We start from the raw sequence: 13,044 nt of genomic DNA, 5'->3' as shown, positions 1-13,044 counted from the left end.
ACACAATAGAATTATCTTCTGTTGTTTTGTTCTTTCTTAGCTCTTCTACAATCGATACATCTTACTGGCTCGTTGTCGAATCCTTTTTCTTTGTAGAATTCTTGTTCTCCAGTTGTGAAAACAAATTCATTGCTACAATCTCTACAGATTATTTTCTTATCTTCCATTATAAATTCCTCCATCCTTAAAGATTTTCATATAAAAACATATCTCTTAATGGAGAAAGTATCTTATAATTATCTATCTTCATATTTATTGCTCATTTACATATTTTAAATCAATGTGCTTTTGCAACTCATTAAGAATAACATAATAACTCTATTTTTGCAAGTTTATTTTTTAAGTTCATTAAGAATTTAAAATTTGTGATATTCCACTCTTATGTTTTTTAAATTCATTTATCAAAAATACTAGTGTTATACTAACAGCTAAAACATCTGATACTGGTTGAGCTAACCATACCCCTTTTAAACCTATCCATTTTGGTAAAATTATAAGTAATGGCATTAAAAGTATTATTTGCCTTAATAAACTTAGGAACATTGCTTTTTTTACTGATCCTATTGATTGAAAATAATTTGAACCGGTTATTGATATAGCTACAATAGGTAGCATAGATAAGTATATTCTAACCCCTATTATTGTAATTTTCATTAACTCTTCATCTTTATTAAATAATCCAAGTATAGCTCTTGGGAAAATTTGAATTATTATAAACCCTACTACTAATACTACCATAGCCACTCCCATTGATAGTAAATATGTTTTATTTGCTCTATCATATTTTTTAGCCCCATAATTGTAACCTATAATAGGCTGTGCTCCTTGATTTATTCCAAATATAGGCATCAAAAACATCATTGATATTGCTGAAATTGTGGCCATAGCTCCAATGGCTAAATCACCACCATAAGTTTTCAATGTATTATTTGCAATAACTTGAACTAAGCTCGAAGCTAATTGCATTGCAAAAGGTGCTGACCCTATTGCAAATATCATTTTTACTAATCTTTTATCTAATTTTAGATTTTCTTTTTTTAATTTCAAATTAGAACTTCCTTTAGTGTAATATAAAACAGTCCAAATTGCTGTTATAGCTTGTGAAATTATAGTTGCAAATGCTGCCCCTTCAATTCCAAATCCAAAAACAAATATGAACAACGCATCCAAAATTATATTAACTAAACATCCAACTACCATTATAATTGCTGATTTTTTTGGATTTCCATCTGATCTTATTGAACTATTTAATGCAAAAGATACAATATTAAATATTGATCCTAATAGAATAATATTTATGTATGCTTTAGCAAATGGTAATGTGCTTTCACTTGCACCAAATAATAACAATAACTTTCCTCCAAATATTATTCCTATAGCCGTAATACCAATTCCTATTACCACCCCTAATGTCAATGCATTTCCTATAATTTTTTCTGCATCCTCCCTATTTCCTTGTCCGAGTTTAATAGAGATATTTGCTGCAGTACCTATTCCAACCAACATTCCAAAAGCTAACATTATAGTAACTATTGGCATAGTTACTCCAAGTCCTGCCATTGCTAATTTTCCAATGTCGGGAATTCTACCAATAAACATCCTATCTACAACATTATATAATGCATTTACCATCATTCCTATAATTGCAGGTATTGAATATTTAATTAACAATTTATATATTGGTGCTTCTCCTAAGTAATCTTGTTTATTCATTTTTTGCTCCTATCTTATATTATCATTTTTTATTTAACTTATTGTTTTGTTTTATATCTGTAAATTATATAATTTCAAGTAATATGTATTTCTAAAGATTCATATTTTATATTGCCCAAAGATTCTCCTTCTACTATATATACAATTAGTTATTATTGCAATTTTTTTGTGCATATAGATTTTTTAATAAAACATCTAATTTTTATCAATACTGTGATTTGGCTATTTCACAATAAATACGAACTAAATAATTATATAAAAAAACTATTTTTATATAATCTAAATATATTCTTTATTAATAGGTAATACTTTAATTATCAAATGATTTTAATAAATGAAGGAGTGTCTTAAATGAATAAAATTAATTGTGTTGTAAATAACTGTTCTTATAATAAGTCAGATATTTGTTATTCAACTCGTGTCAATATTGGTGGTAAAACCGCAAACGAAGAATGCGATACTTGTTGTGGCTCATTCTTAGATAAAAAACTATATAGTGATTTAACTAATAACGTAAATACCCAATGTTATTGCGATTGCCTTATATGTAAAGTTGAAAGTTGCGAGTATAACTATAATAATTTATGCAATCTTAACTCAATTAATGTTTCAGGTGAAAATGCTAAAATCTACTCTGAAACAAATTGTGCTAGCTTTAATTCTAAATAAGGCATAGTAAAATAAATAACAAAAAGGTCAACCCAAATTGGATTGACCTTTTTGTTGTTATTTTACAAGAGTCATTCTTTCAAATTCTGATTTATTAATATTTGAAGCACTTCTTAATGCCTTTCTAAGTTTTTCTTTATCTTTTTCCTTTAAAATAATTTTTCCTAGGACATCGCCTTCTTTTATATCATCTATAGGATGAAATACTTCTATTTCTATTTCATCATCATCTTTATATCCATAACTAAACTCTTCATCTTGAATTAATGATCCAAGTTGCATATAGCCTTCTTTATTTACTAAATCTTTAACAGTTGTTTTTTGAAATGCATTTGTATCTGTAACTTCTTTGAAAATCTTTGCTGTTTGATTCCATCTGTCCGTGCAATCTAGCACTACCATTATAATATTTCTGCCTTCATGGTTTACAGACGATACCAAACACTTTCCTGCTTGACCTGTATAACCTGTCTTTACTCCATTTGCTCCGGGAATTTGCCATAGTATTTTATTTATATTATTATATTCCCTTGTAAAATTATATTTTTCTTTAGATATAGTTTTCTCTCCACAAATTTCTCTAAATATTTCATTTTCCATTGCTTTTGATGTTAAAATAGCTAAATCATAGGCTGATGAATAATGGTTTGCACTATCTAGCCCATGAGGCGATTCGAAATGAGAATTCAAAAGCCCAAGACTTCTTGAAAAATCATTCATAATATTTGCAAAATTCTCAATTGAACCTCCGATTTCTTCTGCAATTGCAATGGCTGCATCATTTCCAGATTTAAATATTAACCCAAAAAGAAGCTCCCTCATCGCTATTTCCTCTCCTGCTTTGTACCCTACTGTTGATCCTCTAACTGATGCTGAATTTTTACTGATGGTTATTTTTCTATCTAAATCCCCATAACTTATGGCAACTAAAGCTGTTAATATTTTAGTGGTACTAGCCATAGGAACTACTTCATATCCCTTTTGTTCAAAAAGGACTTCTCTTGTTTCAGCATCTATAGCAATTGCATTGTGGGCACTTACTCTAAGTTTACCTGGACTTTTAACTTGTTTATTATCAACAACATCAATTTCCTCTTCTTTAAAATCAATTGTTTCCTCTTCTTTTTCTATATTATCTTCATCAACATATGCCTTAGGATAACATGTAAAACTTTGAGTTGTTAATAATAATATTAAAAGCATTAAAATTATTTTTTTTACATTTTTCATAAAATCACCCTCTATATCAACCATCTAAGTGTAGTTTCTTCAAAAAAAAAGTTTTTACTCACTATTAATAAAAAAAATTTAGATTACTTTATTTATTTATGGTAATACTATTAATAGTTTATATAGGAGGAATTTTATGTCTATATTGTTAGTTTTTCTAGTTTTATTATTTATACTATTAGTTCCAATACCAATTAAGTTAACTATACATTTTTCAAAAAACTGTTTTTATATTAAGTTTTATAAGATTTTACTTTTATCTTCTGAAGAAGATAAAATAAATAAATTAATAAAAAAGCTTTCTATTAAAATTTCTTCTAAATATTCAAAGAAAGCTAATAAAAAAAAAGAAAAGTATCAAAAGAAACGGCATAACCCCTTATCTAAAAAACTAAAAAATAAAAAACTTTCTATTTTTAAATTATATAAAAATTTAACTACTAATACATTCAAACCTAAATTTAAACTTAGAGGCGATGTTAATTTCGAGTTAGAAGATGCAGCAATAACTGCAATTACCTACGGTGTTGCTTCTAATCTAATTCCATTACTATATTTTAGTTTTTCAAAAATTTTCAAGGTGAAAGATTTGTCTTTACAAATAAATCCCCATTTTACAGGAAAGAATTTATTAAATTTCACAATTACTAGTATAATTTCTTTCAATATTGCTAAAATTATATATATATTAATTTTAACTATTAAATCATTTAAAAATAAAAAGGAGGTGGACCCTTAGTAATATTAAAATAAATATTTTTCTGAAAACTTATTAATAATGAATTTCTATTTATTTTAATATAACTTTATAGGGAATTTTATGAATAATGAACATCCAGTAGAAAATTTGATGAAAAGTACAATGGAAAATTTAAGGGATATGATTGATGTTAATACAGTAGTTGGTGATGCTGTTGAGACAAGAGATGGTAGCTACATAGTGCCAATATCTAAAGTAACTTTTGGTTTTGCATCTGGCGGAAGTGAATTTGGTAATGCAACAAAACCCTCAGCAGATAAAGATAGTAAACTACCTTTTGGAGGAGGCTCTGGTGCAGGAGTTACAGTTAAACCTGTAGCCTTCCTTGTTGTTAAAGAAGATTCTGTTAGGTTACTTCCTGTAGATCAAGATAATACATATGATAGAATTGTAGATTCTGTTCCTCAAGTTCTTGATATGTTTAAAGGTTTTTATAATGACATTATAAAAAATAAATGTCATACTGATTCCTCTAATCAAAACAATAACAAACAGGCTGACGATTATTGCTGCGACGACAGTAGTTCTTCAATGGGTAATGATTTTTCAAAATAATTTATTTGTTTTGAAGTTCTCTTAACTAATATAATTTTTAAAAATACACCAAATAAGGATATTTAACAATCCTTATTTGGCGTTTTTTATCTATATATTTACTTAAAGTGTTTCCATTGCTTTATTTAATAAATCAATAGATCCTTCTATTTCATCATCATCTTTTTCATCATATAAATCTAGCGAAGGTAATTCATCTAAATCTTTTAATCCAAACTGTCTTAAGAATTCTTCTGTTGTTCCAAAAATAATTGGTCTACCAGGAACTTCTAATCTCCCAATATCTTTAATTAATTCTCTTTCGATTAATCTTTGAAGGGCACTATCAGACTTTACCCCTCTAATTTCATCAATATCGATTCTTGTTATAGGTTGCTTATATGCAACTATAGCTAAACTCTCTAATGATGCCTGTGAAAGGGATTGTCTCTTATTTTTCTTAAGTAATTTTTGAATACTATCGCTATTCTGAGGCTTAGAAACTAATTGATACTCTCCATTTATAGAAATTAATTTAATCCCTCTATTATCTTCTTCATAATCATGAACCATTTCCTCTATTACCGATTCAATTACTTTAATTGAAATTTCAAGATTATTATGTAAATCCCTTATAGATAATGGCTCTCCGCTTACAAATAGTAATGACTCAATCACTGATTTTATTGCTGTAGTCCTAGCTGTTTCTTCAAATTCATACTGCTTTATATATAAACTATCCATCCGATTTTCTCCTCTTTACAAGTATGTTACCAAAATTATCATCTTGATATATTTTAACCATTTTTATCTTTATAAGTTCGAGTAATGCTAAAAATGTTACTACAACTTCTAGTTTACATTCACACTCATTTACCAAATCATCAAACTCCATTATTTCTTTAATATTAAATAAATTTAATAAACTTTCCATCTTATCTTCTATTTTATATTTATCAACATATATTTTCTTTTGTATAATATTTGCTGTATTTTGTTTGTTTGTATAATTTTCTAAAAGACTATTGTAAATAGTATATAAATCTAATAAAGTGGTATTTTTAAAAATATCATCATTATTTGTTTCACTTTCTGTTTCTTCTATAATTTCAGCTTTCTTAGGATACACATCCCCTGCACTTATATATCGCTCTCTAAAAAATCCTGAGACACCTTTGATTTTTTTATATTCTATTAATTTTTCCAATAAATTCTTTTCAATATCCTCTTCACTTTCCTCTTCTTCCTTAACCTTTGGAAGAAGCTTTTTAGATTTTATTTCAATTAATGTTGCTGCAACTACAATAAATTCAGATGTAACTTCTAAATCCATAACTTTCATATCATCTAAATACTTTAAATATTGATTTGTTATCTTATATATCTCGACATTATATATGTCCATTTCATGCTTTCTTATTAGATGCAATAAGAGATCAAAGGGTCCTTCGAAATTTGCCACTTTCACTTTTGGCATTTCCATACTTGTCATCCCACCTCATATTTTTTATACTTATTATCCATCTTATATCATATCAATTTTAACAAGAAAGAACAACAAAAAATCTAAATGAGTTTCATACTAATTATCTACATAAAAAAGCCAGCTATAATTAGCTGACTTTTTTAGGTCTATTTAAGTTAAATATATTATAAATAATTCTCTAACGATAATTAAATCCCTTTTTTGAATAAGTTTCTAACATTATATTTAAAGTTATCTAATATATTTCCCTTTTTAATATCTCTATCAGAGTAAAGTTCTACTTCTCCAACCTTATCTTCACCTAAGTAAACTTCACATTTACCTACTACATCTCCAGATTTATATTCTTTTTGTAATTCTTCTATAACTACTCGTTTTTCAAGGTCTCCAGTTGTTCCTTTTGGTAATACTACAACTAAATCTTCTTTAGCCTTTGCGATGAAAAATCTATCTGTTTGCTTACTCATATAAATTGTTTCTACATCTTCATCCTTAGCTAATAATTTTCTTCCTTCGTATTTAGAGAAACCATAGTTCATAAGCATGCTGGCATCTCTATTTCTTATTTTGAAGGTTGGAGCTCCCATTATAACTGAAAGCATTCTAACTTTATTTTTTGTTGCTGTTGCTGTTATGCAATATTTAGCTTCATCTGTAAATCCTGTTTTAAGCCCATCACAACCTTCAAAAAATCTTACAAGTTTATTATGATTAACAAGTTCTATAGGGCTCTTTCGACCTTCAGATATTGTTTCCATATATGTACCTGTATATTTAAGAATAGTAGGATGTTTTAATAATTCCAATGACATTTTAGCAATATCTCTTGCTGTTGATTCATGTCCCACTGCTGGCAATCCATTACAGTTCTTGAACGTTGTATTTGTCATACCTAATTCTTGAGCCCTTTTATTCATCATTTCTGCAAAAGCATCTTCTGTTCCACCAAGAAACTCTGCAAGTGCAACTGCCGCATCATTACCGGATGCTATAGCTACCCCTTTTAATAATTCTTCTACAGTTCTAATTTCACCTGTATCAAGCAGCATTGTACTACCGCCCATATTTTTAGCATTTTCACTACAGGTAACTTTATCTTGTAGTGTTATTTTTCCACTATCTATATTTTCCATAGTTAGTAACATGGTCATAACCTTAGTTACTGATGCAGGGGCATATTTTTCATCTATATTTTTTTCATAAAGAATTTTCCCCGTTGTAGGTTCCATAAGTATTGCAGATTTAGCCTCTACGTTTATTCCTTCTTCTGCATTTACCGCTTTTGTAAAATCATCATAATTTTCAATTACATTTTGAGATTCTTTTTCTGCATTCACCTCTGCATTCCACCATGTGTTATATGGATCTGTGTCTGCCTTTACGTTTACTGTATTTAGGCAAAATAAGCTTAAAGCTATTACTGAAAATCTTTTAATTGTTTTTTTATTCATTTTCACTACCTCCCTTCAAGCTTATTATTACCAATATAAATAAAAATATGATAAAAAGAAATAAATTTTCTTTTTATCATATTTTTTCATTTATTTACTATATAGTTTTATAAATGCTTGTTGACTTAGTTAAACTGAAAACCCCTTAAAACATTCTAGTTTATCAATAGTTTCCCAAGGACAATTATCCTACTCCTAAACTATCTAATATTACTTTCTTAATTTAAATATCTACTTTCAACTCTAAATCACTTATTATGCTCTAGGATGAAAATTTTTATAAACTATATTTATTTTATCATTATTTATTATTTCATAATAAGTATCCATATAAGTAAGAACTTGATTACCTAATAGTTTTTGAACCGCTCTCACATTAGCTCCATTTTGCAATAAATGAACCGCAAAAGAATGTCTAAAAGTGTTTAAATTAACATCTTTTTTTATTCCTGCTCTATGGGAGTATTCCTTTACAATTCTCCATACTCCTTGTCTTGTTAACTGGTTTCCATTTAAGTTTACAAAAAGCGTATCTACTCCTGCGGATGCTATATGCTCTCTTACTTTATAATACTCTTTTATAGCTTCTACTGCGCTTCTACCAATTGGAATTAGCCTTTCAAAATTCTTATTATCATGACACTTCACAAAAGATAAATCCAAATTTATATCCCAGGTTCTTATTCCAATAACTTCTGAAACCTTCATACCAGTTGCATACATTAATTCTAAAATAGCAGTATCTCTTATTCCCTTGTTACAATCCTTATCTACTATTCTTATTATTTTATCCACTTCTTCAATTGTTAATACTTCTGGTAGTTTTTTAGTTGTGGATGTACTTTTATAATATATTTTAGGAATCTCTGTAACTACTTTTGAATCCTTTAAATAATTATAGAAACTTCTAAGACTAATAACAATTCTATTTATAGATCTCTCCGATTTTCCTTCACTTAATAGATGTTGTATATATGCAAGCACTGCAATATTATCTGTTTCAATAACATCTAAATTTTTAGTATTTAGATGTTTAATATAAAGATTAACATCTGTAACATAGGCATAAACAGTATTTTCACTCTTGTGACTTATCAATAATGATTCTCTGTAGTTATTCACAATTTCTTTCATAATTCTCCCCTATCCCATTATACTTATTTCTATTCGACAAAAAACTTATATTACCTTTATTTTTTAGCCTAGCCTCAATAATTAATACAACTTACTAGATATAAATTTAATTAAATTTGGGCAAATAAAGGTTTCAATAATAACGCCTACTACAAAGAGACAAAACAGAAACCCTAACTTAATTAATAATTCATTAGAAAAAATATTGTTTTTTGTTCCTTTATTTAAAAACTTCTCTTTTAATTTTATTGATGACATTTCAATTGATATAATACTTATACCAATGAAAAATGGTATATAAAATATATTTTGAGGTATTATAGATGCAAGAGCTATCCAAATTCCCTTTCCACTAAATGTAGTTATCAAAAAGCTAAATGTATATCCTAATGTAAATCCCTTAAATAAATCTACTAATAAAATTATAGGCGATCCGATAATCGTAAATGATAACATTAAAATTAAAATTATAATTACTATGTTCTTTTTTAAAATATCAATAAATAATATTTTTTTATCTATTGGCTTGTCCCCTAAGCTATTTATAAATGTAGTAAAATAGTTAGATAAATCTGTTGTATCACTTGTATTCATATATTTTATTGTGTACGTACCCAAAACTATTCCTATACAGAAAAAAACTAATACTAATATATAAAGCATTTTATTTTCTCTAAATTTTGAATTTAACTTGTTTACAATATTCATGTTTTCCCTCCTCAATAGTTGCTATAGATAATACTTATGATAATTACATTACATATATTCACAATTAAATATATGTAACATATAGAAATGTTAGACATTTTTTTTATTATTCTATCCTTATCTAACATTTTCATTTTTTTTATACAGTACTTCATTTATTTCCGGTTAAAATATACATATAATTTCAGCAATATATGCTGTTATAAAACATCAGTCTCCATCTTTACATAATTAATACTATTACAAGTAATGTTAAGTAATTGCATAGTATTAATTTACTTAATACTATAATTTCTGAATTATATAAACATAACTTATCAATTACATAATCTTTTTTGTTCTCTATTTCTAAAATATATTAAACTTAATATTTCTTTATACTCTATATATAAAAATAAAGACTAGAAAATCTATTTTAGATTTCTACCCTTTACTTTAACTTTCTCAAATTTTATAAATACATAAGTGAACTTATTGTTTTAGTATCTATTATTTCTCCATTCTTTATCATTGACTTTATTTCTTCAATAGTAAATATTTTTACTTCTGTAAATTCATCTTCATCCAAACTTTTTTCACCTTGAAATAAGCCTGTTGCTTTATATAGATGTATTAATTCATCACAAAATCCTGGGGCTGTAGCTATTGTACCAAGAAAAGTTACATTCTCTGCTCTATACCCGGTTTCTTCTTCTAATTCTCTAATTGCACAAAGCTTTGGATCTTCGCCTTTTTCTAATTTTCCCGCTGGAATCTCTAAAATATTTTTTTCTAAAGCCTTTCTAAATTGCTTAACTAATATAACTGTTTGATTATCTATAAATGGAATAATAGCACATGCTCCTGGGTGTTTTATTATATCTCTATTTCCTATTTTACCATCTGGAAGCTCAACATCAACATTAATATAAGTCATAAAATTCCCCTTATGTATAATTGTTTCAGTTATAGTCTTTTCATACAAATCCATTCAAAACTCTCCTTTAACTTTATTTTTATTATAGCATATGATTAATCAATATAAGTATTTATAGATTAACTTAAATAGTGACTATAAACAAATAATATATCGGTAGAATCTAATATATTTTTCACCAGTAAAGCTATACTAATATAAATAGAAATGATATACTTTAAAAGAAAATTAAAAATATTCAAAAAATAAAGGAATTTAATAATTATTGTAGAAATATATTATTATAAAGGTGGTGCTTATTAATGAACGAATTACAATGGCAATTAAAAGAAAGCAAAAGGGAATTAGTAATGTGGAATAGGGATCATAAATCAATTTATAGAGAAGATAAAATTAAAGAGTTAACTAATAAAATTAAATTACTTGAACAAGAAATTTTTGATATAGAATATAAGGAATTAGAAGAACAAGAACGACTAAACGGATTACAATGCTAATTTATTTGAAAACGATTTTGTAAAAAAGTATCTTAGTCATATTAAAAAATATATTATTAAAATAAAAGATGATTTCTAACAATGTAGAAATCACCTTTTATTTGTATATATTCGTTCTATTTTAATCTCAGTACTTCCTTTATAGCCTTAACTACTCCATTATTATCGTTACTTTCAGCTATGAACCTTGATACTTTTTTCAAATTATCATGAGCATTTTCCATAGCATAACTATAATAAGCACTTTCCATCATTTCTAAATCATTTAAATAATCTCCAAACACCATAGTTTCTTCATATCTTATATTTAGAAGTTCTTGTATTTTATTTATAGTTATACCTTTATTTACACCCTTAGCCGTAATATCTAACCATAATTTACCTGAAACAGTTACTTGGAAAGCTTGTCTGTATTCTTCGTAATAGTTATTACTGTTATTTTCCGAACCCGAGAAATCACATATTGTTACTTTTAATATATCATCTTGAACTTTAGTTAAATCTTTAACCACTTCATATTGTTCATAATACTTTTCTGTTTCTTTTATAAATCTACTATCAGCTTGTTCAATATAAGCTGATTTTTTGCCACATACAATAACATAAGCATTGTTTATTGTTCTTCCTACCTCTATTAACTTCTTAGCTGAAGTTTTATCTAATGCATTAACTAGTAATTCCTCACCTTTATAGACCACAAACGTTCCATTTTCAGCTATAAACATCATATCATCCTTAATATCTTCAAACCTTTTTAAAAGATTATAATATTGTCTTCCACTTGCTGCTGCAAAAATAACCCCCTTTTGTTTAAGTTTTTTAAAAATTTTATAAAATTCTGGATTAATTTCATTATTTGTATTTAATAATGTTCCATCCATATCAGTTGCAATTAACTTTATCATATGTACCTATCCCTACCTTTTTAATTTTTATAATATGTATTCTTAATTAGTCGTTTTTTTGAAACTATCTCATCTTGAACTTTTGTTTTTTACATTATTAATATATTACTTCTACTTCATATTTTTTCAAACCTTGCATTAACTTTTCATCAGGTTTGATATCTGTAATTATAAAATTTATATTTTTCAAACTAGCAAACTTATAGGACCCATCTCTATAGAATTTTTCATTTGTGACTACTAAATAGTTTTTTTTACTTATTTCCATAATAGCCTTTTTAGTGTTTGCTTCATCTAAGTTAAAGTTACTTATAAAATTTCTCTCTATATTTATTCCACCTGTTCCAATAAATGCTTTATTAACTCTAAATTTTCTAATAGCATCTATTGTTTCTGATCCTATTGTTCCTCCAAGCTTCTTATTATAATTTCCACCAACAAAAATAACATCAACATTTGGGCTATAATCGAACAACATACATATTCGATTCATATTTGTTATTATAGTAATATTTTTTTGAATTTTCTCCAAGACTGTTGCTATTGCATAATTTGTACTAGATATATCTAAAAATATAACATCATTTTCTTCTATTTCATTAAATACTACCTTAGAAATTTTTTCTTTTCCATCTAAGTCACTTATAACTCTTGCTGTAGTGTTCTCATTATTCAATATTTTTCTTTCTAATATAGCTCCCCCATAAGTTCTCTTAATAAGACCCTCACATTCTAATTTTTGAAGATCCTTACGAATCATACCTTCTGAAACATTAAATTTTTCACTTAAACTTTTGACAATCACTTTCCCTTCTAATTTTAGTAATTGTAATATTGCCTCTAATCTTTCTTCCATGAACATTTGTTTTTCACCCCTTTAATTTCTATTATTAATTAATTTAATAGTGAATTTCAAATTACTTTCTATTGTTTATTATCACTTGTTATCATTTTATAACATTTTATAGAATATTTCAATATATAATTAAAATATTAAAAATTAAATTTTAATATTTTATATAAAAAAGCACCTTTTATCTA

The 13,044-nt window shown here is 26.5% G+C and carries 14 protein-coding genes and 1 pseudogene; 4 read left to right on the top strand and 11 right to left on the bottom strand.

Going from position 1 to position 13,044, the window contains the following annotated elements; all coding sequences use genetic code 11:
* Window positions 1–11 precede the first annotated feature (11 nt).
* Window positions 12–167 carry a zinc-ribbon domain-containing protein gene (locus J1C67_RS14855; protein WP_089965773.1) on the bottom strand — a complete coding sequence of 52 codons (156 nt, stop codon included), beginning with the start codon at window positions 165–167 and terminating at the stop codon, window positions 12–14.
* Window positions 168–348: 181 nt separating this feature from the next.
* Window positions 349–1,713 carry an MATE family efflux transporter gene (locus J1C67_RS14850; RefSeq protein WP_089965771.1) on the bottom strand — a complete coding sequence of 455 codons (1,365 nt, stop codon included), beginning with the start codon at window positions 1,711–1,713 and terminating at the stop codon, window positions 349–351.
* Window positions 1,714–2,064: 351 nt separating this feature from the next.
* On the opposite strand from J1C67_RS14850, the gene J1C67_RS14845 reads away from it, so the two are divergent.
* Window positions 2,065–2,382 carry a DUF1540 domain-containing protein gene (locus J1C67_RS14845; RefSeq protein ID WP_167865025.1) on the top strand — a complete coding sequence of 106 codons (318 nt, stop codon included), beginning with the start codon at window positions 2,065–2,067 and terminating at the stop codon, window positions 2,380–2,382.
* A 297-nt stretch (window positions 2,383–2,679) separates the two neighbouring features.
* Here J1C67_RS14845 and J1C67_RS14840 read toward each other — a convergent pair.
* Window positions 2,680–3,612, bottom strand: a pseudogene (locus J1C67_RS14840) (D-alanyl-D-alanine carboxypeptidase family protein); the annotation flags it as partial.
* A gap of 136 nt (window positions 3,613–3,748) precedes the next feature.
* Here J1C67_RS14840 and J1C67_RS14835 point away from each other — a divergent pair.
* Window positions 3,749–4,351: a DUF2953 domain-containing protein gene (locus J1C67_RS14835; RefSeq protein WP_167865024.1), complete on the top strand. Its 603-nt coding sequence runs from the start codon at window positions 3,749–3,751 to the stop codon at window positions 4,349–4,351.
* Window positions 4,352–4,432: 81 nt separating this feature from the next.
* On the top strand, window positions 4,433–4,927 hold the full coding sequence (ytfJ, locus tag J1C67_RS14830) for a GerW family sporulation protein (RefSeq protein ID WP_089965760.1): 495 nt from the start codon (window positions 4,433–4,435) through the stop codon (window positions 4,925–4,927).
* Window positions 4,928–5,029: 102 nt separating this feature from the next.
* On the opposite strand, the gene scpB is transcribed toward ytfJ, so the two are convergent.
* From scpB to J1C67_RS14800, 6 genes are all read right to left on the bottom strand, one after another.
* On the bottom strand, window positions 5,030–5,650 hold the full coding sequence (gene scpB / locus J1C67_RS14825) for an SMC-Scp complex subunit ScpB (protein WP_167865023.1): 621 nt from the start codon (window positions 5,648–5,650) through the stop codon (window positions 5,030–5,032).
* Window positions 5,643–6,389 carry a segregation/condensation protein A gene (locus tag J1C67_RS14820; protein ID WP_167865022.1) on the bottom strand — a complete coding sequence of 249 codons (747 nt, stop codon included), beginning with the start codon at window positions 6,387–6,389 and terminating at the stop codon, window positions 5,643–5,645. Before J1C67_RS14820 ends, scpB begins: the two co-directional genes overlap by 8 nt.
* Before the next feature lie 191 nt (window positions 6,390–6,580).
* Complete coding sequence (locus J1C67_RS14815) at window positions 6,581–7,843, bottom strand: D-alanyl-D-alanine carboxypeptidase family protein (protein ID WP_167865021.1); 1,263 nt, start codon at window positions 7,841–7,843, stop codon at window positions 6,581–6,583.
* 255 nt (window positions 7,844–8,098) lie between these two features.
* Window positions 8,099–8,977 carry a tyrosine-type recombinase/integrase gene (locus J1C67_RS14810; RefSeq protein WP_089965752.1) on the bottom strand — a complete coding sequence of 293 codons (879 nt, stop codon included), beginning with the start codon at window positions 8,975–8,977 and terminating at the stop codon, window positions 8,099–8,101.
* Between the two features lie 81 nt (window positions 8,978–9,058).
* On the bottom strand, window positions 9,059–9,685 hold the full coding sequence (spoIIM, locus tag J1C67_RS14805) for a stage II sporulation protein M (protein ID WP_089965749.1): 627 nt from the start codon (window positions 9,683–9,685) through the stop codon (window positions 9,059–9,061).
* Window positions 9,686–10,136: 451 nt separating this feature from the next.
* The gene (locus tag J1C67_RS14800; RefSeq protein ID WP_167865020.1) at window positions 10,137–10,655 is read right to left on the bottom strand and encodes an NUDIX domain-containing protein; all 519 of its coding nucleotides are present in this window, start codon (window positions 10,653–10,655) and stop codon (window positions 10,137–10,139) included.
* 248 nt (window positions 10,656–10,903) lie between these two features.
* Between J1C67_RS14800 and J1C67_RS14795 the strand changes: the two genes are divergently transcribed.
* The gene (locus tag J1C67_RS14795) at window positions 10,904–11,098 is read left to right on the top strand and encodes a hypothetical protein (protein ID WP_089965743.1); all 195 of its coding nucleotides are present in this window, start codon (window positions 10,904–10,906) and stop codon (window positions 11,096–11,098) included.
* A 116-nt stretch (window positions 11,099–11,214) separates the two neighbouring features.
* On the opposite strand, the gene J1C67_RS14790 is transcribed toward J1C67_RS14795, so the two are convergent.
* Both J1C67_RS14790 and J1C67_RS14785 read right to left on the bottom strand, forming a co-directional pair.
* A complete protein-coding gene (locus J1C67_RS14790) occupies window positions 11,215–12,003 on the bottom strand; it encodes an HAD family hydrolase (protein WP_089965741.1) in 789 nt (262 codons plus the stop codon).
* A gap of 97 nt (window positions 12,004–12,100) precedes the next feature.
* On the bottom strand, window positions 12,101–12,865 hold the full coding sequence (locus J1C67_RS14785) for a DeoR/GlpR family DNA-binding transcription regulator (protein ID WP_167865019.1): 765 nt from the start codon (window positions 12,863–12,865) through the stop codon (window positions 12,101–12,103).
* Window positions 12,866–13,044: the final 179 nt, after the last annotated feature.

The organism is Clostridium gasigenes (assembly GCF_017348895.1).
In the GTDB taxonomy this organism is placed as follows: Bacteria; Bacillota; Clostridia; order Clostridiales; family Clostridiaceae; genus Clostridium; species Clostridium gasigenes.
This window is presented reverse-complemented; position numbering and strand designations above follow the sequence as displayed.